The sequence below is a fragment of the Micromonospora sp. NBC_01405 genome (genome assembly GCF_045040155.1).
Classification (GTDB): Bacteria; Actinomycetota; Actinomycetes; order Mycobacteriales; family Micromonosporaceae; genus Micromonospora.
Map to the genome: position 1 here is coordinate 292,209 of NZ_CP109532.1, position 25,424 is coordinate 317,632.

General features: G+C 73.9%; 20 protein-coding genes and 1 pseudogene. 10 read left to right on the top strand and 11 right to left on the bottom strand.

Annotated elements, in window-relative coordinates:
* The first annotated feature begins 450 nt into the window (after positions 1 to 450).
* Positions 451 to 1,791 (top strand): O-antigen ligase family protein, encoded by a 1,341-nt coding sequence (locus OG559_RS01380; RefSeq protein WP_405111345.1) that lies wholly within the window; start codon positions 451 to 453, stop codon positions 1,789 to 1,791.
* Between the two features lie 37 nt (positions 1,792 to 1,828).
* Here OG559_RS01380 and OG559_RS01385 read toward each other — a convergent pair whose 3' ends face one another.
* The 5 genes from OG559_RS01385 to OG559_RS01405 all read right to left on the bottom strand — a co-directional run bounded on the left by OG559_RS01385 (position 1,829) and on the right by OG559_RS01405 (position 8,133).
* Positions 1,829 to 3,202 carry a glycosyltransferase gene (locus tag OG559_RS01385; protein ID WP_405111348.1) on the bottom strand — a complete coding sequence of 458 codons (1,374 nt, stop codon included), beginning with the start codon at positions 3,200 to 3,202 and terminating at the stop codon, positions 1,829 to 1,831.
* Positions 3,183 to 4,592, bottom strand: coding sequence for a lipopolysaccharide biosynthesis protein (locus tag OG559_RS01390; protein WP_405111349.1), 1,410 nt, complete (start codon positions 4,590 to 4,592; stop codon positions 3,183 to 3,185). Before OG559_RS01390 ends, OG559_RS01385 begins: the two co-directional genes overlap by 20 nt.
* Entirely contained in the window at positions 4,592 to 5,524 is a 933-nt protein-coding gene (locus OG559_RS01395; protein ID WP_405111350.1) for an NAD-dependent epimerase/dehydratase family protein, read from the bottom strand. The genes OG559_RS01390 and OG559_RS01395 overlap by 1 nt, the downstream gene beginning before the upstream one ends.
* A 143-nt stretch (positions 5,525 to 5,667) precedes the next feature.
* Entirely contained in the window at positions 5,668 to 7,002 is a 1,335-nt protein-coding gene (locus tag OG559_RS01400) for a glycosyltransferase family 4 protein (protein ID WP_405111353.1), read from the bottom strand.
* A gap of 3 nt (positions 7,003 to 7,005) precedes the next feature.
* A complete protein-coding gene (locus tag OG559_RS01405; protein WP_405111356.1) occupies positions 7,006 to 8,133 on the bottom strand; it encodes a glycosyltransferase in 1,128 nt (375 codons plus the stop codon).
* A gap of 108 nt (positions 8,134 to 8,241) precedes the next feature.
* Here OG559_RS01405 and OG559_RS01410 point away from each other — a divergent pair, with 108 nt between their 5' ends.
* On the top strand, positions 8,242 to 9,534 hold the full coding sequence (locus OG559_RS01410; protein WP_405111359.1) for a glycosyltransferase: 1,293 nt from the start codon (positions 8,242 to 8,244) through the stop codon (positions 9,532 to 9,534).
* Here OG559_RS01410 and OG559_RS01415 read toward each other — a convergent pair.
* Positions 9,420 to 10,124, bottom strand: coding sequence for an acyltransferase (locus OG559_RS01415; protein WP_405111362.1), 705 nt, complete (start codon positions 10,122 to 10,124; stop codon positions 9,420 to 9,422). The two genes, OG559_RS01410 and OG559_RS01415, sit on opposite strands and share 115 nt — an antisense overlap.
* Positions 10,125 to 10,396: 272 nt before the next feature.
* Here OG559_RS01415 and OG559_RS01420 point away from each other — a divergent pair, with 272 nt between their 5' ends.
* The 4 genes from OG559_RS01420 to OG559_RS01435 all read left to right on the top strand — a co-directional run bounded on the left by OG559_RS01420 (position 10,397) and on the right by OG559_RS01435 (position 16,325).
* Entirely contained in the window at positions 10,397 to 11,419 is a 1,023-nt protein-coding gene (locus OG559_RS01420; protein ID WP_405111365.1) for a RimK family alpha-L-glutamate ligase, read from the top strand.
* Between the two features lie 114 nt (positions 11,420 to 11,533).
* Positions 11,534 to 14,644 carry a M14 family zinc carboxypeptidase gene (locus OG559_RS01425; protein ID WP_405111368.1) on the top strand — a complete coding sequence of 1,037 codons (3,111 nt, stop codon included), beginning with the start codon at positions 11,534 to 11,536 and terminating at the stop codon, positions 14,642 to 14,644.
* A gap of 278 nt (positions 14,645 to 14,922) precedes the next feature.
* On the top strand, positions 14,923 to 15,567 hold the full coding sequence (locus OG559_RS01430; RefSeq protein ID WP_405111371.1) for a sugar transferase: 645 nt from the start codon (positions 14,923 to 14,925) through the stop codon (positions 15,565 to 15,567).
* On the top strand, positions 15,552 to 16,325 hold the full coding sequence (locus OG559_RS01435; RefSeq protein WP_405111374.1) for a GNAT family N-acetyltransferase: 774 nt from the start codon (positions 15,552 to 15,554) through the stop codon (positions 16,323 to 16,325). Before OG559_RS01430 ends, OG559_RS01435 begins: the two co-directional genes overlap by 16 nt.
* Here the strand turns inward: OG559_RS01435 and pgm are convergent.
* Together pgm and glgC are read right to left on the bottom strand one after the other, a co-directional pair.
* On the bottom strand, positions 16,312 to 17,955 hold the full coding sequence (gene pgm / locus OG559_RS01440; RefSeq protein ID WP_405111377.1) for a phosphoglucomutase (alpha-D-glucose-1,6-bisphosphate-dependent): 1,644 nt from the start codon (positions 17,953 to 17,955) through the stop codon (positions 16,312 to 16,314). The two genes, OG559_RS01435 and pgm, sit on opposite strands and share 14 nt — an antisense overlap.
* A gap of 66 nt (positions 17,956 to 18,021) precedes the next feature.
* Positions 18,022 to 19,254, bottom strand: a complete 1,233-nt coding sequence (gene glgC, locus OG559_RS01445) for a glucose-1-phosphate adenylyltransferase (RefSeq protein WP_405111380.1) — start codon at positions 19,252 to 19,254, stop codon at positions 18,022 to 18,024.
* A gap of 62 nt (positions 19,255 to 19,316) precedes the next feature.
* Here glgC and glgA point away from each other — a divergent pair, with 62 nt between their 5' ends.
* Positions 19,317 to 20,531, top strand: a complete 1,215-nt coding sequence (gene glgA / locus OG559_RS01450; protein WP_405111383.1) for a glycogen synthase — start codon at positions 19,317 to 19,319, stop codon at positions 20,529 to 20,531.
* Between the two features lie 94 nt (positions 20,532 to 20,625).
* Here the strand turns inward: glgA and OG559_RS01455 are convergent, their stop codons facing one another.
* Both OG559_RS01455 and OG559_RS01460 read right to left on the bottom strand, forming a co-directional pair.
* Complete coding sequence (locus OG559_RS01455; RefSeq protein ID WP_405111386.1) at positions 20,626 to 21,777, bottom strand: helix-turn-helix domain-containing protein; 1,152 nt, start codon at positions 21,775 to 21,777, stop codon at positions 20,626 to 20,628.
* A gap of 16 nt (positions 21,778 to 21,793) precedes the next feature.
* Complete coding sequence (locus OG559_RS01460) at positions 21,794 to 21,991, bottom strand: hypothetical protein (protein WP_405111389.1); 198 nt, start codon at positions 21,989 to 21,991, stop codon at positions 21,794 to 21,796.
* Positions 21,992 to 22,190: 199 nt separating this feature from the next.
* Between OG559_RS01460 and OG559_RS01465 the strand changes: the two genes are divergently transcribed.
* Complete coding sequence (locus OG559_RS01465; RefSeq protein ID WP_405111392.1) at positions 22,191 to 22,418, top strand: winged helix-turn-helix domain-containing protein; 228 nt, start codon at positions 22,191 to 22,193, stop codon at positions 22,416 to 22,418.
* 693 nt (positions 22,419 to 23,111) lie between these two features.
* Here the strand turns inward: OG559_RS01465 and OG559_RS01470 are convergent.
* Positions 23,112 to 23,720 (bottom strand): dihydrofolate reductase family protein, encoded by a 609-nt coding sequence (locus tag OG559_RS01470; RefSeq protein ID WP_405111395.1) that lies wholly within the window; start codon positions 23,718 to 23,720, stop codon positions 23,112 to 23,114.
* A gap of 282 nt (positions 23,721 to 24,002) precedes the next feature.
* Between OG559_RS01470 and OG559_RS01475 the strand changes: the two genes are divergently transcribed.
* Both OG559_RS01475 and OG559_RS01480 read left to right on the top strand, forming a co-directional pair.
* Positions 24,003 to 24,851: an SDR family oxidoreductase gene (locus tag OG559_RS01475; protein WP_405111398.1), complete on the top strand. Its 849-nt coding sequence runs from the start codon at positions 24,003 to 24,005 to the stop codon at positions 24,849 to 24,851.
* A 231-nt stretch (positions 24,852 to 25,082) separates the two neighbouring features.
* Positions 25,083 to 25,382: pseudogene (locus OG559_RS01480) on the top strand (transposase); the annotation flags it as partial.
* Positions 25,383 to 25,424 lie beyond the last annotated feature (42 nt).

The window sequence follows — 25,424 nt, forward strand, 5'->3', positions numbered from 1 at the left end:
GGCGGACGGCTTTCCCCGTTCCGCCCGCCCGTGCCGCGCCGATCCGCCGGCCGCGCGGGCGACCGCACGGACCTGACCTGGCTCCGGTGCGGCACCCGGGTCAACGACGGCCCGCACCCACAGATACGCGTTTCGGGTTATATCCTCGAATCCCTCTCAAGCGGATAAGACAGGGGGAAATTACCCTCCCGGGCCTCGCTGGCGGGCCTGCCGCGGGCGGGCCCATCGAGAACGGTTCGCGCCGATTCACCCACCTCGGCACGCCCCAACTGGTACAAAGGGCGCGGACCATGCGGTCCCGACCGGTCCCGTCACGCTCCACAGCAGAGTGGTCGACCCGGGCGGCGGCGCGGTCCGTCAGCGAAGGAGCACCATGTCGCCAGTTCGACCACCGCACCCGGCCCGGTGCCGCCCGGCCGGCGCGAGCCCGACCGTGGCCACCCCCGGGCGGTGCGCGCTCCGATGACCACCTCGCCACCTCGACTCGGCCCGCGTACCCCCGCCGGGGCGCGGCAGTCGCGGGCAGCGGACCGTCCGGCGGGCCCGGTCCCGTCCGGCCCGGGGCGGCGGCGCCGTCGGGCGGATGGGCCCGCCGCGTGGCTGCTCCGCGCGTGGCCGACCGGCCTGCCCAGCGTCGTCCTGCTCTGCTGGATCGCGTTCTGGGCGGCCCGCCCGCCGTGGTGGTCGTTCAACTGGCTGGCCCCGATGGCCGTGGTGGCGCTGCTGCTCAGCGGCCGGATTCCCCGGCCGCGCTGGGCGGACGCCCTGGCGGCGGCGACCGCGGGCTGGGCCTACAACACCGACCTCTGGTCGGACCGGCCGGACCTCACGGCGATGGGCGCCTACCGGTACGCGACGGTCTGCCTGCTCTTCGTGGCCTGCCGGCACGTGCTGCGCACCCGGCGGGACCTGCTGCTGGTGGGCGGGACGTTCCTCGCCGGCTGCGTGGTCGTCGCTCAGGAGGTGGTCACGGGAGCGGCCGAGGACCTCCGCTCGCGGGGGCAGGTGCTCGACGTCGCCCACCGGTTCGGCGTCGAGGGCCGGGAGGTGAACCTCACCGCCTACACGCTGGTCGCCGGGATCGTGGTCGCCGCGATCCTGACCGCAGCCGTGACACGTCACCGGCGGTGGCGCCTCGTGCCGCCGGCCGCCGGGGCGCTGTTGCTCTGGGCCGTGCTGCTCACCGGCTCCCGGGGCGCGGCGATCGGGGTGCTGCTCGGCGTGATCGCCATGCTGGCGGCCCGGTTCTGGCCCCGTCCGACGGTGCTCGGCCTCGGCGTGCTCGGGCCCGCGCTGCTCTTCCTGGTACCACTGGGCAAAACCCCGAGCTGGACGATGACCTGGCTCGACGGCATGTACGGCCGGGCGACCGGCGACATCTCCGGACGGCTGTGGCTCTGGCCCTACGCCGTCACCACCTGGTCGGAGCACCTGCTCACCGGCTCCGGGCCGGGGGTGCTCATGGCGACCAACCCGTACGGCGTCGGCCCGCACAACCTGCTGTTGACCATCGGCAACGACCTGGGACTGATCGGCGTGCTGCTCTACTTCGGCACGCTCGCCGCCGCCCTGGTGGCGACCGCCCGGGCCGCGCCGGTCGGCCGCCTGCTGGCCTGCGGCTTCACCGCGCTGATGCTGCCGATCTGGCTCACCGGCCAGTGGGAGGCATCGCCGGCCGCCTGGCTGGTCCTGGCCATGCTGACCGTGCTGCCCACGCTGCGCGCCCCGGCGACACCGCAGGCCCCGAGCGCGGGGCCTCGGCCGACAGCCCAGGTGCCCGCCACCGGGTGAGCCCGGACGGAACACGTGGTCCGGCCCCGCCCGGCCCTCACCCCAGGCCGACCCTTGCCCCGGCCGGGTCGCGCCGGGACTCCGGCGCGGGACCGACCGGCCGCCGGGCGGCCCGCGCCAGGGTCTCGGCGAACCGGGCAGCCACCTGGTCCGCCCGGTGGTGGCGGACGGCGAAGTCCAGCCCCTGCCGGCCCAGCCGCTCGCGCAGCGCGGGATCCGCGCAGATCCGGGCGACCTCCCGGGCCAGCCGGTCGGGGTCGTCGACGCCGACCACCGTGCCGGCCCCGGCCGCGTCCAGGTGGGCCATCGAGGCCAGTTCCGCCGGGCCGAAGCCAAGCACCGGGCGGCCGGCGGCGAGATACTGGGGGATCTTGGTGGACAGCGAGTACCGGGTGTAGTGGCGGTGCTCCTCGGCGAACGACTCGACGTGCACCAGCACGTCGGCGCGGCGCAGCACCGTGGCGACCTCGTCGCTGGCCAGCGACCGGCCCAGCCGGACGCCGGGCAGCCCGAGCCGCTCGCCGTACCGGGCCAGGTCCTGTGGGGGCGCGTGTACGGTCAGCCGCGCCCGCAGGCCGTCGGCGGCGAGCCGGCCGAGGGCCTCGCCGACCCGGCGCAGCGACCGCCAGCGGTCCAGGTGCAGCCCGCCGACGTAGACGAGGTCCAGCACCGCCCCGGCGGGCCGGGCCGGGTCCGGCCGGTCGACGAAGTCCGCCGGGTCGACGCAGTTGCCGAAGGCCGCGAAGGGCAGCCCGTAGCGGCGCTGGTACTCCCGCGCCATCGGCTCGCTGATCCCCAGGCCGTACGACGAGTGCCGGACCACCTCCCGGACCCCGGCGAGCAGCACGTGCCGGGCGACGCCGAACGTCTGCCGGTCGGTGTACAGGGTGGTGGGCCAGTCGTCCATGAAGTGCGGCACCAGCGGCGCCCCGCACTCCCGGGCCGCCAGCACCGCCAGCCGCATCTGCCGGATGCTGCCCAGCATCGCGTAGACCACCTGCGGGCGTTGCTCCCGCAGCCACCGGCGCGTCCCGGCGGGCACCCGCAGCGGGCTGAGGTCGACGAACGCCCGCAGTTCGGCCCGCATCCGGGCGCGCAGCGGCCCCGGCTCGACGCCCGCCCCGCCGACGGCCGAGCCGTTCCGCGCGCCCGACGACGTCCCCCGGGTGGTGCGGGCCCGCCAGCGGAACAGGTGGTACTCCACGGGCGCGGAGCGCGGGTCGAGCCGCAGGAACCGCTGGCACACGTCCGTGTCGGGTTCCCGGTCCTCGGCGTAGAGCTGGGCCAGCCGCTGTCGCGGCCAGCCGGCGAAGAGGTTGGACAGGGTGATCCCGGTGCCCGAGGCGCGGCCGAACACCGCCGCGCCGACGACCAGCACCCGGGGATGTTCCTCAGCCGACCAACTGTCCATCGGATCTCCATTCCGACGCCGGACGCCCGGGCCGGCGCAGCGCCTTGCGGTAGCCGTACAGGGCGGCGGGGACGACGGTGAGCGCGAACCCGCCCACCGCGACCCAGGGGACCGCCCAGAGCCCGAACCAGGAGGCGCCGTACCACTTGCCGACCAGCGACAGGACGGCGAACACCGCCCAGCCGACCAGTTGCGGGGTGACCACGCCGGCGGCGTTCTGCACCATGAAGCGCGGCGAGAGCGCCGCCTGCACCACCCACCAGCCGCCCAGCCCGGCCAGCAGCCACGGGTCGGCCCCGATCGGCACGGGCAGCCAGGCGTCGAGGAGCCGCTGACCGGCGAACGCCAGGACGACGGTGGGCAGCAGGGTGGCCAGCACCGAGACGACGGTCATCCGGCGGGTGATCCGCCGCACCCAGGCCAGTTGACCCCGGGCCAGGGCGTCCCCGTTGGCCGGCCAGAGCGGCACGTTCACCAGCACCACGAGCTGGCCGAGCTGGGCGAGCAGCTTCGCCGGCACCACGTAGGCGGCGACGGCGGACAGGCCGAGGGCGTGGGCGACGATCAGCGTGTCCACGCTGGTCGCGACGGACGTCACCACGGTCACCACGAAGAACAGCCCGCTGAGGCTCAGCAGCTCACGGGCGGCGCGCGGGTCGACGCAGCGCAGCCGGGGCCGGATCCGGGAGCCGTCGCGCCAGAAGAACCAGAGGCTGTTGAGCAGGTTGACCACCAGCGGCGCGGCGGCCGAGGCCACGATGATCGCCACCGGCGGCAGCCCGGCCCGGACGATGCCGAGCACCACCAGCAGCCCGACCAGGCCCGCCCCGGCCTGCCAGAGGTTGCTCCGGCCGACCTGCTGGCAGGCGTACTGGACCCGGACGATCAGCGACAGCGGCACGTTGAGCACGAACGCGGTGAGGCAGGTCAGGGCGATCGTCCGCGCCTGCCCGGGCGTGATCTGACCGGTGGTGTTGAACACCGACGCCCAGGGCACCGCGTCGGCGATCAGCCAGAGCACGCCGCAGAGGGCGACCGCCAACACGGACAGCGTCAGGTAGGCGCTGGAGACGTAGCGGCGGGCCAGCTCGTGGTCGCCGGCCGCCTGGCAGGGCGCCAGCTTGGTCATCAGGCCGCTGCCCAGGCCGAGGTCGGCGAAGGCGGCCATCCCGGCGAGCGCGGCCACAGCCATCCAGAGGCCGTACAGGTCGGTGCCGAGGTAGGGCAGCGTCACCGGGACCAGCACGATCGGGACCACGAACCCGGCCAGCCGGCTGAGCACGGCGGTGCAGACGCCGGTGACGAGCCGGCGGGTGCGGTCGGGCGCGCGCCGGTGGGCCCCGGGCGGGGGTCTCTCCCGCTCGACGAGTCCGGCCGGGACGCTCGGCACTAGTGTCCGGCGAGCACGTGGCCGGCCATCCAGGCCACGGTCTCCTCCAGACCGACGCGCAGCGGCACCGGGCAGGCCGTGGGGAACAGCTCCCGCAGCCGGCCGCAGTCGGCCTGCGAGTCGCGCACGTCGCCGGGGCGGGGCGGCTCGTGCACCACCGGCAGCCGGCGGCCGAGCACGTCCTCCAGCTCGGAGACGAGGTCGAGCAGCGACACCCGGGCCCCGAACGCCAGGTTGACCGCGTCGGGTGCCGCCACCCGGCGCAGCACCGCCTGCACGATCACCGCCGTCACGCTGCCCACGTAGGTGAAGTCGCGGGTCTGCCGGCCGTCGCCGTGCACCAGCAGCGGCCGGCCGGCAAGCGCGGCGGCGACGAAGCGGGGCACGACAGCGGCGTACGCGTGGTGCGCCGCCTGCCGGGGGCCGAACACGTTGAAGAAGCGGAACGGCAGCACGGACAGCCCGTAGCAGGACGCGTAGGACAGGGCGTACGCCTCGGCGGCCAGCTTGGACACGGCGTACGGGCTGACCGGCATCGGACGCAGCGTCTCCCGCCGGGGCAGGACGGGGTTCGCCCCGTACACCGAGGAGGACGACGCGAGGACGACCTGGGGCACCCCGTGCCGCCGGGCGGCCTCCAGCACCATCAGGGTGCCGGTGGCGTTCGCGTGGTGGCTGGGCAGCGGCCGGTCGATGGAGCGGGGCACCGAGCCCAGCGCGCCCAGGTGCACCACGCTCTGCGCGCCGACGAAGGCCTCGTCGAGCAGGTCCGGGTCGAGGACGGTGCCCCGCGCCAGCCGGACCGGCACGTCGAGCAGGTTCTCCACCGCACCGGTGGAGAGGTCGTCGACCGCCACCACGTCGGTCACCTGCGGGGCCTCGCACAGCGCCCGGACCAGGTTGGCGCCGATGAAACCCGCGCCTCCGGTCACCACTACCTTCACGATCTCCCCCACCACTGGTCGGTCTGCACGGCGGCGGCCGGCGCGTAGCCGGGCCACCCGCTGAACAACGACCGCCGATCCGGCAAGTTACTGCAAAAGGGACGGAGGAGGAGTCGGCCGCCGGGGGCGGCTCACGGCCCCGGCTCGGGCGCGGCCAGCGGCTGCCGCTCCGTCCCGCGCCCGCCGGCCGGCTGCCGGGCACCCCCGGCCCGGTGCCCGCCGGCGTCGATCCGGCCGGCGGCGGGACCGAGCGCGCCGAGGAACGCCCGCAGCCGGCGGCCCTGCGCAACCGGGCCCCTGGTCTCGGCGACGAAGGACCGTCCCGCCGCGCCGAGCGCGGCGGCCCTCGCCGGGGACAGCTCCAGCGCGCGCCGGATCGAGTCCCGGAGCCCGGCGGCGCTGTCGTCGTCGGCGTACACCAGGTGGGGGTCGTAGTCGGCGGGAATGCCGGGCAACCGGGTGGTCACCACCGGGACCCCCGCCGAGAGGTACTCGATGAGCTTGGACGGGAACGAGTACGGCACGAAGTGCTGGTCGACCGGCCGGGGGTTGACCAGCACCGCCGCCCCGGCGAGCCACCCAACAAGGTCGCCGCGGTCCAGCAGCCGCGGTGGAGCGACGCGCGGGTCGAGCGCGGCCTGTTCGTGCAGCCACCCCTCCAGCTCGCCCCGGCCGAAGACGCACAGCCGCAGGTCCGGCCCCGGCAGCCCGCGGAACGCCTCGACCAGGCGGTCCACGCCGTAGGCGCGACTGAGCCCGCCGGCGTACCCGATCTGCCGGGTGTCGGCGACGGCGACCCGGGGTCGGACGGCGACCGGCGGGGCGCAGATCCCCTCCAGCACCAGCCGGGGACGGCCGGGCGCGAAGTCCTCGGCGAGCGGCCCGGTCAGGGCGACCACGCCGGCGCACCGGCGCAGGGCGGCCCGGACCAGCGCGACGTCCACGGACCGCAGCAGCCGGACCAGCCGGCCCTCGTGCGGCAGCGGCACCCCCGGCGGGTCGGTCAGCACCGGCACGATCCGGACCCCGCGCAGCCGGCCCAGCACCAGGCCGGCCCAGAGGAACGGCGTGTGCACCCCGTGGACCAGCAGCACGTCGGCGGGCTGTTCCCGCAGCATCCGCGAGCCCCGCCGGCAGGCCGCGACGAACCGGGTGAGGTGCTTGAGGCCGAGCAGGTTGACGAAGCCGAGGAGTTGGCCGTCCACCCCGGCGTGGCGGAACCGGGCGGCCCGGTACCGGATCCGGGGGTTGCGGGGGTAGGTGGAGACCGGGGCGGCGGACAGCAGCCGGACCGGGCAGCCGGCGTCGCACAACGCCCTCACCAGCCCCCAGGCGAAGGCGTGGGTCTGGGTGGAGTGGACGGCGTCCCCGGCCATCACCCGGTCCAGCGCCTCGTCGGGCAGCGTGAAGCCGAGCAGGACGACCCGGGGCGGCACCTCCCGGTCACGCGTGTCGCCGGCCGGCACCGCTCAGCCCGCCAGGATCCGCTGGTACGCCGTGTCCAGCGCCCCGAGCATCGCGTCCAGGCTGTACCGGTCGACGACCGTGCGGCGGGCCCGCGCGCCGAGCCGCGCCCGGGTCCCGGCGTCGCCCAGCAGCGCGGCGAGCGCGTCGGCCAACGCCGTCGGGTCACCGGCCGGCACCAACCGCCCGCCGCCGTCGCGCAGCACCTCCACGTTGCCGCCGACCGCCGAGGCCACCACCGGAAGCCCGTGGGCCATCGCCTCCAGCAGGGCGTTGGACAGGTTCTCGTGCAGGGTGGGGAAGACGAACAGGTCGGCGGCACAGAGCAGGTCCGGCACGTCGGCGCGGTTGCCGAGCATCCGTACCCGCGCCGTGCCGGCGTCCCGCAGGGCGGCCTCGACGTCGGCGCGGGCCGGGCCGTCGCCGGCCACCAGCAGCACCGGCCGGTCCGGGGCCGGCGGTAGCCGGCGCAGCGCCTCGGCCAGCACGCCGAAGCCCTTCTCCCAGGTCAGCCGGGCCACCACGATCATCGCCAGGTCGTCGGGGCGCAGCCCGAGGTCGGCGCGGACCCGGTCCCGGGCCGCGTCCGGCCGCGCCGGCACGGGCACCCCGTTCGGGATGACGCCGAGGAACCGGTCGGCGCAGCCGCGCAGGAAGTCCCGGCCGGCGGCGTACTCGCAGACGGTCGCGACGTGGCTGGCCGCCCGCAGGGTCAGCGGCTCGGCGCCGCGCACCAGCAGCGCGCGGCGCACCGGGCGGTCGACCCGCCGCAGGTCCCGCACGGTCCCGTGCACGGTGACCAGGACCCGCCGGCAGCCGGCCAGCCGGGCGGCGAGGACGCCGTGGAACCCCTCGTTCTGCAGGCCGCGCACGTGCACCAGGTCGGGCCGGACCCGGCGCAGCAGGGCGACCCAGTCCCGCAGCAGGCCGACGTTGAGCGCGCCGTTGCCGCTGCTCTGGTGCATCCGGACGAAGTCGTACCGGTCGGCCAGCCGGGAGGCGAGCACCCGTTCGACGGCGGTGAGCGGCCCGTTCGCGCCCGGCGTCCCGGCCGAGTGCTGCACCACCACGGGGCGGGTGCGGATCCCGGGCCCCGCGCGCCCGACACCGGCCAGGTCAGTGCTCAGGTCCACACCCGCTCCTATCGACGCGCCAGGCAGGAGACGGGCCCTGCCCCGCCGGAGTGCCTACACTAAACCGATCTATCGGGCACAAGCCGCAGACACGCAAAGATGGGGAATATGCCGACATCACCTGCAGAGGACGCCGCCCCGCCGCCATGTGCCACGCCGCCACGGCTGCTCGCACTCGCGGCCTTCCGGTTCCCGCACGGCGACGCGATCTCGAACCGGCTGCTCCAGTTGGCCCGGTCCGCCACCCCGCCCGGCACGCCCACCCTCGTGGTCAACGACTGGCCGGACGACGGGACCCGGCCGCCCGCCGATCCGCCCCTGCCGCCGGGCGTACGGCTGATCTCCCTCGGCGGCGGCGCCCACGGGCCGCTGGCGCGCTGGCTGCGCCGACGCGCCCGGCCGCTGCGGGTACTGACAGCGCTGCGGCGGGCCGGGGTACGGCCCCGCGACCTGACCGGCGTCTACCTGCCGCTGAGCCTGTGGGATCTCACCACCTGGGCGGTGTTTCGGTCCGCGACGCGCTGCCCGGTGACGGTGGACGTGCTCGAACGCCACGACCCGGAGCAGTTCCCCCGGGGCCGGCTCACCCCCTACTTCCTGCGGCACCGGTGGAGCCTGTTCCTGGCCGGCCGGCTCGCCGACCGGGTGATCGCCGTGTCCGAGACGATCGCCGGGCACTTCGTCCGGTGTGACCGGCCGACCCTGGTCGTGCCGCCGCAGGTCGACCTCGCCGAGCACAGCGCGCCGGCCGCGCCTCCCCCGCTCGCCGAGGGGGTCCGGCTGCTCTACGCCGGCTCGGCAGGGCCGAAGGACCTGCTGTCGGTGGTGCTGGCGGGCGTGCGAGGGCTGCCCCGGGCCGAGCGGGACCGGGTCCACCTGGTGATCGCCGGCTTCGACCGGGACCGGGCGGCGAGCCTGTCGGACCTCGACGAGGGCCTGCTCACGGAGCTGGCCGACCGGATCACCTTCCTCGGCCGGGTGCCCCGCGACCGGGTGCTGGCGGAGCTGCGCCGGTCGCACTTCTCCGTGCTGGTCCGGCCCCTGGCCGGGTACGCGCAGGCGGGCTTCCCCTCGAAGGTGCCGGAGAGCCTCGCCGCCGGGTGCCCGGTGCTGCTGAACTCCACCAGCGACCTGGGACGGTACGTCGTGGACGGCCGGGAGGGGCTGGTGCTCGCCGGGCCCACGGCCGACGACGTCCGGAACGGGCTGGCCCGCGCCCTGGCCCTCGACGACGCCGCCTGGCGGGCGATGAGCCGGGCCGCCCGGGAACGGGCCGGTTCCTTCGACTACCGGTTGTGGGCCCCGGTCGTCAGCGCGTTCGTCGCCGGCCCGGGGGCCGCCCCCGACGGGGCACCGGCGAGGTCCGCCAGCGCGGCCAGTTCCTCCGGGGTCAGCCGGTGAGCGGGCGGGTAGAGCGCGCGCTCGTGCGCGGCGATCGTCGCCACCGGCCACCGCAACCGGATCACCCGCGCCGGGTTGCCGGCGACGATCGCGTACGGCGGCACCGGGCGGGTCACCACCGCACCGGCCCCGACGACCGCGCCCCGACCCACCGTCACGCCGTGCAGGATGACGGCCCGGGTGCCGACCCAGACGTCGTCGCCGATGGTCACGCCCCGGTCCAGGTCCTCGTCGCCGGGTTGCTTGCCCACGACGGTCATCGGCACGCCGACCCGGTCCACCCGGTGGTTGCCGCCCCGGATCGTGACCTGCGGCCCGAACATGACGTTGTCGCCGATCCGGATCCGGGACCGGGCGGCGATGAGGACCGGCCGGTGTCCCAGGTCGACGTTGCGGCCCACCTCGATCGTCTCGTACGTGTAGACGCCGTCCGGGTCGAAGACGAAGCCGTCCCCCCGGGCGGCGAACCGGCCGGCCACCGCCAGGCCGCGCACCGCCCGCCGGGCCCGGGAGCCGAGGGTCCAGAGCCGGTCGAGAGCACGGGCCAGCCCGCCGAGAACCGGGCCGGGACGGCTGGCCGACAGCCGCATCAGGCCCGCCCCCGCCCGGCGGCGGCACGGTCAGCGCGCCGGCACACCGTAGGCCTCCCGGATCACACACCGGTCGGCCACCCGCCGGTCCCGCACCGATGCCAACAGCGCACGAAGCATCCTCACCACCCGCTCCCGTCCCAGTCCGGCCCGCTGTCCGGTGCAACGACGGTCGCCGCCCCGGGTGACCCCCAGTGACCGTTCAACCCGAACCCGTCCACCGTCGCGGCGGCCGCCCGCCATCCGCCCCAGTCCCCGTACGGAGCAACGACATGACGAAGATCCTGATCCTCACGGACTACCGAGGCGCCTTCTATTCGACGGCACGCACCCGGCACGGGCTGTGCAGCATGGACGTCGGCCGGGTGGTGCGGCAGTTCGAGCGGGCCGGCTGCCGGGTGGAGGTGACCGGGTTCGCGGACCTGAACCTCGCCGCCGACCTGCACGGGGTGCCCGTGCTCTACACCTCGTCCGAGGATCCCGACCTGCTCTACAAGAGCTGGATCGAGGACCTCGTGCTGGCCCTGGAGACGGCCGGGGCCCACACCGTCCCGCCGCACCGGTACCTGCGGGCGCACCACAACAAGGTCCTGATGGAGGCGCTGCGCGGTCAACTCTTCCCGAAGGAGGCGGCCCGGCTGGGCACCCGCAGCTTCGGCACGTACGAGGAGTTGGAGCGGTCGACCCTGGACGGGCGGTGGCCCAAGGTGATCAAGTCGGCGTACGGAGCCGGCTCAGACTACGTGGCGCGGGCGGCCGACCGGGCCGAACTGCTGCGCCTCGCCCACGCGATGAGCCGGGCCGGCAGCCCGGGCGAGACCGTCCGCGAACACGCCCGGCGCCTGCTGCGGCGGGAACACCATCCTCGGTCGCTGCACCGCCGGAAGTTCCTCGTCCAGGAGTTCGTCCCGGGGCTGTCCGGCGACTTCAAGGTCCTACGGATGGGCGACCGGTACTACACCCTGTATCGCCGCAACCGGCCCGGGGACTTCCGGGCGAGCGGCAGCGGTGACTTCGACTTCCAGGACACCGGGGGCGTCGATCGGGACGCCCTGCTCGACTACGCCGAGCGGGCGGCCGAGATGATCGACACGCCGCTGGTCTCCCTCGACATCGGTTTCGACGGCACCGAGTTCCACCTTATCGAGTTCCAGTGCCTGCACTTCGGCACCGTCACCGCGGAAGAGTCCACCCACTACCACGTCCGGCGGGACGGGGCCTGGGCGCGCGTTGCGGAGCGGTGTGACGTGGAGGCGGTGTTCTGCGCGGCGATCCTGCGCCACCTCGGCCGGTGACCCGTACCGGCTTCGGCGGAGCCAATGACCGAATCCAACCCATCGAGGCATTGACATGGATGGCGCACCCCAGAAGGCTCGCGCTACAGGTCCCTGCACACTTGAGGAGCGCGGATGAAGAAGGCACGGCTGGCGATGGCCGGCGTGTTGACACTGGTCGGCGCGCTGGCGCTCACCCCACCGGCGGGCGCACGGCCACCGTCGGACCCCGCCGGCCGCGACGGCCTGGAGGTGTACGTCGGCACGGTCACGCCGGAGCAGCGGGAGAAGCTGCGGGCGGCCGGGGTCGACCTCGGCCACGACCAGCGCGGCACCGACGGAGCCGGGGCCACCCGCGTGGAGACGGTGCTGAGCCGGCGGCAGGCGGACCGGCTCGCCGGCCAGGGCGTCCGGCTGGCCGTGAAGCGGGTGCACGGCCGGGACGCCTCCCAGGCCCTGCGCGAGCAGGCCGCCTCCGGGTGGTCGGCGTTCCGGTCGTACAGCGAGGCCGGCGGCATCCGCGACGAGCTGACGGCCACCGCCGCGCGCTTCCCGAAGCTGGCCAAGGTGGAGACCATCGGCCGCACGGTGCAGGGCAAGCCGATCCTCGCGGTCAAGGTCACCCGGGACGCCCGGACGGTGCCGGACGGCAAGCGCCCGGCGGTGCTGTACGCCAGCAGCCAGCACGCCCGGGAGTGGATCACCCCGGAGATGACCCGCCGGCTGCTGCACCACGTGCTCGACAACTACGGCACGGACGCCGGGATCACCCGGCTGCTGAACACCACCGAGCTGTGGTTCCTGCCGGTGGCCAACCCCGACGGCTACGACCACACGTTCACCCCCGGCAACCGGCTGTGGCGCAAGAACCTGCGGGACAACGACGGCGACGGGCGGATCACCACCGCCGACGGCGTCGACCTGAACCGCAACTTCGGCTACCGGTGGGGCTACGACAACGAGGGCTCCTCGCCGGAGCCGAACAGCGACACCTACCGGGGCACCGCCGCCGGCTCTGAGCCGGAGACGAAGGCGCTGGACCGGCTGTTCCGGCGGGTCGGCTTCGAGTTCTTCGTCAACTACCACTCGGCGGCCCAACTGCTGCTCTACGGCGCCGGCTGGCAGGTGAGCACCCCCACCCCCGATGACGTGATCTACCAGGCGATGGCCGGCGACGACGCTAACCCGGCGGTGCCCGGCTACGACCCGGACCTCTCCGCCGAGCTGTACACCACCAACGGCGACACCGACTCGCACGCCCAGGTCCGCTACGGCACGCTCGGCTTCACCCCGGAGATGTCCACCTGCGAGACGGCCTCCGCCGTCGACCCGGACGACCAGTGGCGGCCGGAGGACTGCGTCAGCGGCTTCGTCTTCCCCGACGACGAGAAGCTGATCTCCGCCGAGGTGGCCAAGAACCTGCCGTTCGCCCTCGCCGTGGCGAAGTCGGCGGCCGACCCGGACGAGCCGGTGTCGGTGGGCGGCCGCAGCACCCCGGACTTCGTGGTGGACGCCTTCGACACCTCGTACGGGCGGACCCAGCAGGTGGCCACGATCGCCCGCCGGGCACTGCGCGACGTGCGGATGCACTACGTGGTCAACGGCGGCCGGCCGAAGACGGTCAAGGTCCGCGAGTGGCGCGGCGGCGAGCGGTACGGGGACACCAACAACGTCTGGTACGCCGAGCAGCGCGGCACGGTGACCGGCACGAGACCCGGCGACCGGGTCGAGGTCTGGTTCACCGGGGTCAAGCCCCGCAAGGGCCCGGTGGCCAGCGAGCGGTTCACCTACCGGGTACACACCGACGTCGGCGGGGACGTGCTGGTCCTCGCGATGGAGGACGTGACCGGGCTGAGCCCCGTCCAGGACGCCACCACGGCGAAGTACGCCGACGAGGTCGCCGGCGCGCTGAGCGCCGCCGGGCGCAGCAGCGACGTGTACGACTTCGACGCGATGGGCCGCCGCGCGCCGCACCCGCTGGGCGTGCTGTCGCACTACCGGGCGGTGGTCTGGGAGACCGGCGACGACGTGATCCTGCGCGCCCCCGGTCAGGTGGGCGGCACCACGGCCGAGGCCGCGCTCACCACCGAACTGGCGGTGCGCGACTACCTCAACGAGGGCGGCAAGGTGCTGGTCAGCGGCAAGTACGCGCTGTTCGCCCAGGCCGCGAACGGCTCCTACCTGTACCGCCCGGACGCCCCGCCGGAGTGCACCGACCCGGACGACGCCACCTGCCTGCCGGTGCTCAACGACTTCCAGCAGTACTGGCTGGGGGCGTACACGTACGTCAGCGGCGGGGGCGGCGACGCCGACGGGACGCCGTACCCGGTCCAGGGGTCCGCCGGGGCCTTCGCCGGGTTCGCCGGCCGGCTCAACGCCGAGGGCTCGGCCGGCAACCAGGACCACACCGCGTCGTTCCTGACCACGTCGAGCTTCCTGCCGCCGGACGAGTTCCCGCAGTTCGGCGGGGCGGCCACGGTGGACTGGGTCCGCCCGGGCAGCGCGCCGTTCGACCCGCGCACCGGCGCGTGGTACCTGTACAGCGGCCGGGCCGACGAGTCGTACAAGCGGCTCACCCGGACCGTCGACCTCACCTCGGCCGGCAGTGCCCAGCTCCGCTTCTTCACCTCCTACGACATCGAGGAGAACTGGGACTTCCTGACCGTCGAGGCGCACGAGGTGGGCAGCGACGACTGGACCACCCTGCCGGACGCCAACGGGCACACCGGCACCGCCACCGGCGAGAGCTGCGAGGCCGGCTGGGCGAACGAGCTGCACCCGTTCCTGGCCCACTACCAGGGCACCGACTGCTCCCCGACGGGCAGCACCGGGAGTTGGAACGCGGCCACCGGCGCGTCCGGCGGCTGGCAGGAGTTCGCGGTCGACCTGTCGGCGTACGCGGGCAAGAAGGTCGAGGTCTCCATCTCGTACGTCTCCGACTGGGGCACCCAGGGGCTCGGCGTCTTCCTCGACGACGCCCGGGTGATCGTCGACGGCGCCACGGTCAGCGAGACCTCGTTCGAGGCCGCCGACCTGGGCGGCTGGACGGTGGCCGGCCCGCCGCCCGGCTCCGCGCCGGGGGCGAACGACTGGTCGCGCAGCCAGCAGGCCTTCGAGGAGGGGGCGGCGGTGGTCACCCCGGACACCGTCTACTTCGGCTTCGGCCTGGAGGGGCTGGCCCCGGCGGCCCGCAACGATCTGGTGGCCCGGTCGTTGACCCACCTGCTCGGCGGCTCCCGCCGGTGACGTCGCGCGGCGCCGGGCGCCGCTGACCGGGTGTCGGGTGCGCCGGTGGTGGGATGCCGCCGGCGCACCCGCACGTCCGCCCGGCGTGCCGGGGGTCGACACGCCGCCGCGCGGCCGGTGCCGGGAAGCGGCATGACACCGGAAATCGGAAACATCACATGAAAGCCTCCCAAGGCTGGTAGAAACACGATTCGGGCTGTTCACCGCCGAGTCCTGGGAGGTCGGAACGTGAACGTTCGCCGGGAGCTGGCGACACCACGGGGATCGGGAACCGCCCGGTGAGCGGGCGTCCCTCGCCCGCCCAACTGCGGGTCAAGCGCGCCGTCGACGTACTGCTGGCGCTGGCCGTGCTGGTGCTCACCGCGCCGGTCGTGGCGGTCGCCGCGCTGCTCGTGCTGGCCCAGTTCGGCCCGCCCGTGTGCTTCAGCCAGGTCCGGACCGGCCGGCACGGGCGGCGGTTCCGGATCTACAAGCTGCGGACGATGACCGACGAGCGCGACGCCGAGGGCGCCCTGCTGCCCGACGGGGTCCGCTGCCGGGGGGTCGGTCCCGTCCTGCGTCGACTCAGCATCGACGAGCTGCCCCAGCTCTGGAACGTCCTGCGCGGGGACCTCAGCCTGGTCGGCCCGCGGCCCCTGCTGCCCCGCTACGACCCCTGGTACACCGACCGGGAGCGGTGCCGCTTCCTCATGCCGCCCGGGCTGACCGGCCTGCAACAGATCAGCGGGCGCAACACCCTCGCCTGGGACGACCGGCTCGCCCTGGACACCCGCTACGTCGACGAGTGGTCGCTGCGGCTGGACCTGTGGATCCTGGCCCGCACGGTCGGGAAGGTGCTGCGGGGCACCGGCGTCGTCCTCGACCCGTCCGCGCACATGCTGGACCTCGACCAGGAGCGGCAGCTCACGTGCCTGCCGTCCTGACCGCCCCCGCCGGGATCACCGCCGGGGTCACCGCCCTCGACGGACCCACCGACCCGGCGCTGGGCCCGGTCACTCGGCTGCTGGCCGAGGCGATCCCGGCCGACTGCGCGGGGCTGGTGCCGTACCACGCGCCCGGGTACGCCGCGTTCCTGTCCGCCGCGCTGGCCCCTCCGGCCGGCTCCCGCACCGTCCTGCTGCGCTGCGTCCGGGACGGCACGAACGTGCTGGCCGTGGCGGACTGGCGGTGGCTCGGGCGGCAGTTGCTGCTCAACGGGATCGCGGTGGCCCAGGGGGTACGCGGGTCGGGCCTGGGCGGCGCGCTGCTGGCCGACGGCCTGCGGCTGGCCCGCCGGCTGCGGTGCGCCGCGCTGGCCCTGGACGTGTCGCGCGACAACGCCGGCGCCCGGCGGCTGTACCGGCGCTTCGGCTTCGCCAGCCGGTCGCACAGCTCCTGGGCGGAGGTGCCGATCGCCGCGGGGGCCGGCCCCGGACTCCGCTTCGCCGACTGGCCGGCCTTCGCCGCCCACCGCGCCGCCTACGGCTTCGGCGACCTGCGGGTGCTCACCGCCGGTGGCCCGGTCACCGTCCGGGCGGTCGGCCCGACGCTGCGGGTGCCCGCCGGCCCGGAGGCCGGCGGGCTCGCCACGGCGCTCGCCGGGCCGCTCGGCGCCACCCGGGCCTGGGCCGTCCGGGACGGGCGGGACGCCGAGGGCTTCGCCCGGTTCACCAGGATGCTGCGGCCAGTCACGCCCGGCTGAGCACCGCCGAGACCAGCTCCCGCGCCTCCTGCTGGATCCGGGCCAGGTGGTCGGGGCCCTGGAAGGACTCGGCGTAGATCTTGTAGACGTCCTCGGTGCCGGAGGGGCGGGCGGCGAACCAGCCGGACGCGGTGGTCACCTTGAGCCCGCCGATCGCCGCGCCGTTACCCGGGGCGGTGGTCAGCGTCGCGGTGATCGGCTCGCCGGCCAGCTCGGTCGCGGTCACCTGGTCCGGGGAGAGCTTGGCGAGCACCGCCTTCTCCTGCCGGCTCGCCGGGGCGTCGATCCGGGCGTACGCGGGTGCGCCGAACCGCTCGGCCAGCTCGGCCCAGTGCTGGCTGGGCGTCTTCTGCGTGGTCGCGATGATCTCCGAGGCGAGCAGGCAGAGCAGGATGCCGTCCTTGTCGGTGGTCCAGGTGCTCCCGTCACGACGCAGGAAGGACGCCCCCGCGCTCTCCTCGCCACCGAAGCCGACGGACCCGTCGAGCAGGCCCGGCACGAACCACTTGAACCCGACCGGCACCTCCAGCAGCGGCCGACCCAGGTCGGCGGCGACCCGGTCGATCATCGAGGAGGAGACCAGGGTCTTGCCGACGGCGGCGGCCGGGCCCCACTGCGACCGGGTGCGGAACAGGTGGCCGATCGCCACCGCCAGGAAGTGGTTGGGGTTCATCAGGCCACCGTCGGGGGTGACGATGCCGTGCCGGTCGGCGTCGGCGTCGTTGCCGGTGGAGACCTGGTAGTCGGCGCGGGCCGCGATCAGCGACGCCATCGCGTTCGGCGACGAGCAGTCCATCCTGATCTTGCCGTCGCCGTCGAGGGTCATGAACCGCCACGTCGGGTCGACCGTCGGGTTGATCACCGTGAGGTCGAGGCGGTGCCGCTGCGCGATCTCCCCCCAGTACGCCACGCTGGCCCCGCCGAGCGGGTCGGCGCCGATGCGTACCCCGGCGTCCCGGACGGCGTCGAGGTCGACCACGGCGGGCAGGTCGTCGACGTAGCGGGCGAGGAAGTCGTACCCACCGGTGGTGTCGGCGGCGCGGGCCCGCGCGTACGGGATGCGCTGCACCTCCTTGAGCCCGGCGGCGAGGATCGCGTTCGCCCGGTCCTGGATCCACTTCGTGACGTCCGTGTCCGCCGGACCGCCGTTGGTCGGGTTGTACTTGAACCCGCCGTCGTCGGGCGGGTTGTGCGACGGGGTGATCACGATGCCGTCGGCCAGGCCGGAGGTGCGGCCCCGGTTGTGGGTGAGGATGGCGTGCGACACCGCCGGGGTGGGGGTGTAGCCGTCGCGGCTGTCCAGCAGCACGGTGACCCCGTTGGCGGCGAGCACCTCCAACGCGTCGACGGCCGCCGGGGCGGACAGCGCGTGGGTGTCCCGGCCGAGGAAGAGCGGACCGTCGAGGCCCTGCTCCCGGCGGTAGTCGCAGAGCGCCTGGGTGACGGCGAGGATGTGGTCGGAGTTGAACGCGTTGCGCAGGCTCGACCCCCGGTGCCCGGAGGTGCCGAAGGACACCTGCTGCGTCGGGTCGTCCGGATCGGGGTGCTCGGCGTAGTAGGCGGTGACCAGCCGGGGCACGTCGACCAGGTCGGCGGGCTCGGCGGGCTGACCGGCACGGGGGTGGGCCACTGCGCAACCTCCAGGGACGGGACGGACGCTGACTCTTTCCCGGAGACGGCCGGGATCACACGTGACTCAGGGCTCGACCCGCTGGCCCTTGCCGATCACCACGATGCCGTTGTCGGAGACGGTGTAGCGCTGCCGGTCCTTCTCCAGGTCGACACCGATCTCGGCCCCCTCGGGGACGATGACGTTCTTGTCCAGGATGGCGCGGCGGACCACGGCGTGCCGGCCGATCTCGACCCCCTCCATCAGCACCGCGCCGTCGACGTGCGCCCAGGAGTGCACCTTGACCTTCGGCGAGACGATCGAGTTCTCCACCAGGCCGCCGGAGATCACCGCGCCGGGCGACACCATCGACGCCACGGCCCGGCCGACCCGCTCGCCCCACTGGTGGACGAACTTCGCCGGCGGGTACGGCGGCTGATCGGTGTAGATGGGCCACTCGAAGTTGTAGAGGTTGAACACCGGGTGCACGTTGATCAGGTCCATGTGCGCGTCGTAGAACGAGTCGAGCGTCCCCACGTCCCGCCAGTAGCCGAGGTCGCGGTCGGTGCTGCCGGGCACCTCGTTGTCGCGGAAGTCGTAGACGTTCGCCTCGCCCCGTTCGACCATCATCGGGATGATGCTGCCGCCCATGTCGTGCTTGCTGGTCTTGTCCTCCGCGTCCCGCTCGACGGCCTCCAGGAGGGCCTTCGTGGTGAACACGTAGTTGCCCATCGAGGCGTAGACCTGGTCCGGCGCGTCGGGCAGCCCGGCCGCGTCGGTGGGCTTCTCCCGGAACGCCCGGATGCGCCGGCCGTCCTCGCCGACCTCGATCACGCCGAACTGGTCGGCCATCGAGAGCGGCTGACGGATGCCCGCGACGGTCACCCCGGCGCCGGAGGCGATGTGGTCGTCCACCATCTGCCGGGGGTCCATCCGGTAGATGTGGTCCGCGCCGAAGACGATCACGTAGTCCGGCTGCTCGTCGTGGACGAGGTTGAAGCTCTGGTAGATGGCGTCGGCCGACCCGGCGAACCACCACGGCCCGCGCCGCTGCTGCGCCGGCACCGGCGTGACGTAGTTGCCGAGCAGCGTCGACATCCGCCATGTCTTGGTGATGTGCCGGTCCAGTGAGTGGGACTTGTACTGGGTCAGCACAACGATCTTGAGGAAGCCGGCGTTGGCGAGGTTGGACAGGACGAAGTCGACCATGCGGTACATCCCGCCGAACGGGACGGCCGGTTTGGCCCGGTCCGTGGTGAGCGGCATCAGGCGCTTGCCTTCCCCACCGGCCAGGACGATCGCGAGCACCTTGTCAGCCATGACCAGACGCTAACCACCCGCGTGCCACTTCACCACTCGGACGGCTGCACTAGGGTGCGGGCATGACCGACTCCGCCCCGGCCACGGGAACACTCCGCGTCGATCTGCTCACCCGCGAGTACCCGCCGGAGGTGTACGGCGGGGCCGGGGTGCACGTCGAGTACCTCGCCCGGGAGCTGCGCCGACTCGCCGACGTGCGGGTGCACTGCTTCGGAGCGGCGCGCACCGAGCCGGGCGTCACCGCGTACGCCGAGCCGGCCGGCCTGGCCGGCGCGAACGCCGCGCTGCGCACCATGGGCGTCGACCTGGAGATGGCCGCCGGGTGCGCCGGGGCCGACGTGGTGCACAGCCACACCTGGTACGCCAACCTCGCCGGGCACACCGCGAAGCTGCTGCACGGCGTCCCGCACGTGGTCACCGCGCACAGCCTGGAGCCGCTGCGGCCGTGGAAGGCCGAGCAGCTCGGCGGCGGCTACGCGCTGTCCTCCTGGTGCGAGCGCACGGCGTACGAGGCGGCCGACGCCATCGTCGCCGTGAGCGCGGGGATGCGCGCGGACGTGCTGGCGGCGTACCCGGCGGTGGACCCGGACCGGGTGTGGGTGCTCCACAACGGCATCGACACCCTCCAGTACGCCCCGGACACCGGCACCGACGTGCTGGACCGGCTCGGCATCGACCCGACCCGCCCGAGCGTCGTGTACGTGGGGCGGATCACCCGGCAGAAGGGCCTGCCCTACCTGCTGCGGGCGGCCCGCGAGTTGCCGGCCGACACCCAGCTCGTGCTGCTCGCCGGGGCCCCCGACACCCCCGAGATCGCCGCCGAGGTGGAGGGCCTGGTGGCCGAGCTGCGGGCGAACCGGTCCGGAGTGGTCTGGGTGGCCGAGATGCTGCCCAAGCCCGAGGTGATCCAGGTGCTCACCCACGCCACGGTCTTCGCCTGCCCCTCGGTCTACGAGCCGATGGGCATCGTCAACCTGGAGGCGATGGCCTGCGAGACGGCGGTCGTGGCCACCGCCACCGGCGGCATCCCCGAGGTCGTCGCCGACGGCGAGACCGGGCTGCTGGTCCCCATCGAGCAGGCCGCCGACGGCTCCGGCACCCCGCTGGACCAGGACCGTTTCGTGGCCGACCTGGCGGCGGCGATCAACACCCTGCTCGCCGATCCGGTGAAGACCGCCGAGCTGGGCCGGGCCGGGCGGCGGCGCGCCGTCGCGCACTTCTCCTGGGACGCCATCGCCGCCCGCACCCTCGACCTCTACCGCTCGCTGTTGGGGTGAGGCAGCCAGGCCACTCTTCCCGACGGTGGGCAGAATGGCGGCATGGGTTGGCGGAAGAAGCGCGCACCAATCCCCCTGCGCAGCCGGGCTGGGATCAGGCGACGTGCAGGGTGGCGGCGAGCCGGACCAGGCCGGACGGGGCGGCGGCGGACCGTGCCACTACGGCCACGAGGTCCCGTACCGTTGGCCGGTCGTGCACCTCGCCGTGGGCGGTGCGTTCGGCGTCGAGCAGCGCCCGGCCCGCCCGGAGCATGTCGCCGGTCTGCGCGTACGCGCGGGCGGCGTCGATGAGGTACGCGGCCCGGTGCTCGGGCGGCAGCCACCGCCACTCGTCGCCGGCCGTCAGCCGCTCGTGCCGTACCGTCGCCGCCGCGACGTCCCCGAGGGCCGCCTCGGCCACCACCCGGGCGGCCTCGACCGCCGCCCGCCCGAAGCCCTCGTCCGCAACTCCCTCGGCCCGGTCGAGCAACTCCCGGGCGACGCTCCCGTTGCCCCGGCCAGCGGCGGCGAGGGCGGCCTGGAGCAGCAGCGTCCCGCGCAGGGACGCCTCGCCCGAGGGAGCGTCACCGTTCCGGGGCGGGGTGATGCGGTACGCGGCGACGACGGCGGCCTGCATCGCGGGCTGTCGCCGGCCGCCGTACCGCAGGGCCTGGGCCAGCGGCACGGTGGCGACGGCGACCGCCCACGGGTCGTGCGTGGCCACGGCGGCGGCCATCCCCCGGTCGGCGGCCAGCCAGGCCAGTTCCCCCTGGTCGACCTTCACGAGCACCAGGGCGACCAGTCCGTACACGTCGACCAGTACGTCGTCGGCCGCCCGGCCGGGGCGGGCGGCCCGCGCCGCGCGGGCGGCGTCGAGCAGGCCGGGCAGCCGGGCGAGCAACTCCGGGTACCGGGCGTGCCGGTAGGTCAGCTCCGCATGGTCGAGGCGGGCGCGCAACTCCGCGACGTCGGGCGGCCGGGTCGCAGCCTCGACGTGGTACCGGGCCAGGGCGGCCCGCATCCCCTCCAGCCCGGCGGCTGCCGGGTCCGGCTGCCCGGGGCGCTCCGCCAACAGGACCTCCAGGTCGATGCGGAGCGCCTCGGCGATCTCCCGCAGGTTGGAGACCCGCTCCAGCCGGCGTACCCCGCGCTCGACCTTGTCCACCCAGCTCTTCGACTTGCCGAGGCGATCGGCGAACTGCTGCTGCGTCATGTTCCGCCGCAACCGCCACTGGGCGACCCGCCGGCCCACCGGCAGCTCGTTCACCGCCGGCCCGTCCCGCTCACCCGAAGACCCCGAGCAGGAGCAGCACGAGTACGGCCAGCGCGACCGTGAGGCCGTAGGCGTACTGCCGCCGGGTGAGGGTCGCGCGGTCCGGGCGGGGCGGGCAGGGCACCCGATCTCCGTCGGGCTGCGGCGGCGGAGCACCCGCAACCGGGTAAGCCGCCGGCAGCGGCCCGTCATGCGGACGCTCGCGCATCTCTGCCTCCTCAGGGTTGCAGGGCGGAGGGCGGGGTGGCGGGAGGAGCCACCCCGCCCGGGGCAGAGGCGCTCCGCTGCTGACGAGAGGACCTCCTACTCGCAACTTAGAGTGCAGTGAGTACAGAGTCAACACAACATTCACAGCATGTTGTGTCGGGTGGCATGCTCAATGGGCTGACGAGAGGCGGCCCATTGCCATGCCCAGACAACCCGTGTACGAGCAGATCATCACCGACGTGATCGCGTCGGTGCAGTCCGGGGCACTGCGCCCCGGAGCAAAGTTGCCGTCCATCGCGGAACTGTGCGAGCAGTACAGGGCCAGCGCAACGCCGATCAGGCTGGCCCTGCGGATCCTGGACGAGCGGGGCTGGATCGAGGTCCACCAGGGCAAGGGATCGTTCGTGGCCCCGAAGCCGCCCGCTTAGATCCGATCCGGGCTGACTGTTGGCTGTTGGCTGTTGGGCCGCTCCGCCACCCGCCGGGCCGAAGCCGGTCGCCGAGTTGGGCACCGCCTGGCCGTCGCAGGCCCTGGGGGAACGCGCCCGCTTACCGGATCATCAACCCGTGTCGGAGTCGCCCTCGACCTCCGCCGGGTCGACCTACCCTCTTGCGGCCCCTTTGGAGCTGCCCCGTTTGTGCTATCGACAGAGCGGGAGCGTAAACGGGGCAGCTCCACAGGGGCCGAAGGGCATGCCCTCACCAGGAAGCTCACGCATCGTGACTCCTCGGATTTCCGGGTTGTGGGAATGCCGGGAGACAGCACCATGACCATCCCGATGGGCTGGCGGAAACTAGAGCCGCCGACCTGCACGCCCGCATCGGACAGGGCGGGTACCCACCGGCGGCGAGGCTGCCCACGTACGCCGAACTGGCCCAGCTCTACTCCGCGAGCGTCCCCACCGTCCCAGCGGGCGGTGATGCTGCTCCAGACCCAGGGCATCATCGTCGGCGTGCAGGACGCCGGCCCCCACGTCGCGGCGGCACCGCCCGCCTGGACCGGATCAACACCGCACTCCCCCGTCAGGCTGCTACCTGACCGGCCATGATCGTCTGCTGTTTTTGGAGAGTTTGGCCGGCATGTCGTCTCCTTAATCCGCAAACGATCATGGCGGGACGCCTCAAGCGGGCACCTGGTCCTTCACGTCGTCGTAGCCGACCTTCGCGGGTGCGGGGGTCGGCGAGTAGTTCACGCGGATCACGCCCGTCGGGAACGCTTCCGTCGCCACCACCCGCAGGTGGTACGGCACGTCGCCGTCGTCGAAGAGCTTGCGCCCCTTACGCGCCGCCACCGGATGCACCAGCAGGCGCAGCTCGTCGACCAGCCCTGCGGCGAGCAGTTGCCGCACCACGGAGATCGACCCGGGGATGACGATGCCCCTGATGCCGGTGTCGGCCTTGAGGACGGTGACGGTCTCGACGAGATCGCCCTGGATCAGCTCGGAGTTCCGCCAGGAGAACTCCAGCCGCTGGCGCGAGACGACCACCTTGCGCATGTCTCCGAGCTGCTTGGCGAACGCCGCGTCGTCCCCGCCCGCAGCCTCGCGGTCGGGCCAGGCTCCGGCGAAGCTGCCGTAGGTCCCGCGGCCGATGAGCAGCACGTCGGCGGTGTCGTAGTCCTCGCCGACGGCGCGGCCCATGTTCTCGTCGAAGTACGGGAGGTGCCAGTCGGGGTCGATCTCGGCTACCCCGTCGGCCGAGATGAACAGCGTGGAGACAACCTTGGCCATCGCCATGATCCCTTCGGGTCGGTCAGCAGTGATAGGTGTGCCGGGCACGGTCGAAGCGCCCGCCAGCAGATCATCGTGGTGGACGGTCCAGCCGTCCCACGTCTTCTTGGAACCCGTCCGTGTACGACATGGCCGCATCTTCGCGTACCCGTCTGACGGTCTCGCCGGCCGGCGTCACGCCGCAGGCCGGCTTCTACGCCGAAGCGACCACCAAGCGCCAGCATCCGGCGAGACTGAACGGGCCGGGTCCGACCGGCTGCTGACAGACGGGAGGGAACCGACATGGGCACGTACGCGGTGACGGGTGCCGCCTCGGGCATGGGCAGGGCCGCCGCCGAGCGGCTGCGCGGTGACGGGCACACCGTCGTCGGCGTGGACCTGCGGGACGTCGAGGTCATCGCCGACCTGTCCACGCCGACGGGGCGCGCAGCGGCGGCGGCCGAGGTGCTGGAGCGCGTCGGCGGCCGGCTCGACGGCGCGGTCTGCGCTGCCGGACTCGGCGGCGTCCCCGGGCGGGACCGCGTCGTGCAGCAGGTCAACTTCTTCGGCGTCGTGGATCTGCTCGAGGCGTGGCGGCCCGTGCTGGCCGCAGCCGGCAACAGCAAGGTCGTGGTGTTCGGCTCGAACTCCACCACGCTCACCCCGATGGTGCCGGAGAGCGTGGTGCGGGCCCTGCTCGCTCGGAACCCCGACAGGGCCATGCGCGTACTGCGGCGCTTCGGCAAGCGCTCGGCGCCCTTCGCGTACGCCAGCTCGAAGATGGCGGTGACGCGGTGGGCGCGGCGCAGCGCGATCTCGCCGCAGTGGGCTGGCGCCGGCATCAGGGTCAACGTCCTCGCCCCCGGCATCATCGCCACCCCGCTGCTCGACGAGCAGATCGCCCGGGGCGAGAAGGAGTCGGTCGAGCAGTTGGCCGTGCCGATCGGCGGACGCGGCAAGCCGGCGGACGTCGGCGAGTGGGTGGCGTTCATGCTGTCGCCGGCCGCCGACTTCCTCTGCGGCTCGGTGATCTTCCTGGACGGCGGCTCCGACGCCTACTTCCGCACCGACGACTGGCCCGCCTCCACCGGCCCGGCCGGGATCATCCGCTACCTGCGACGCGCGAAGGCCTGGCGGGCCACCCGGCACTGACCCGGCTACCCGCCCGGCGGGCAACGGGGCCGAAGGAGCGCGCACCCGAACGCGGAAGGATCTCGGTCAGTAGGTTGGCGGGAGTGACCGGCCTCGGTGGCAAGCGTGGAGGAGTTACTTACTACGCGACCCCATCGTGCAGACGACTGAGAGCGCGTTTGGGATGTGTGCTGGTCGGGTGTGTCGCACAGTGGGTCCGATCGATGGGGCTGGCTCGGTCGGTAGACGGGTATGGATCGAGTGCGGCGGTACCCGTCTGACCTGACCGATGCCGAGTGGGAGACCATCGAGCCGATGCTGCCCTCGCCGCAGTGGATGGGCAGACCGGAGAAGCACCCTCGCCGGGCGATCGTCGACGGCATCCTGTACGTGGTGCGTACCGGGTGCGCGTGGCGGTACCTGCCGGTCGACTTCCCGCCCTGGCAGACCGTGTACTCCCACTTCCAACGGTGGAACCGGCGAGGTGTGACCGAGCGGATCCTCACCGAGCTTCGGGAGGAGGTCCGCCTGGCCCACGACCGGCAGCCCGAGCCGACGGCGGGGATCATCGACTCCCAGAGCGTGCGCGCCGCG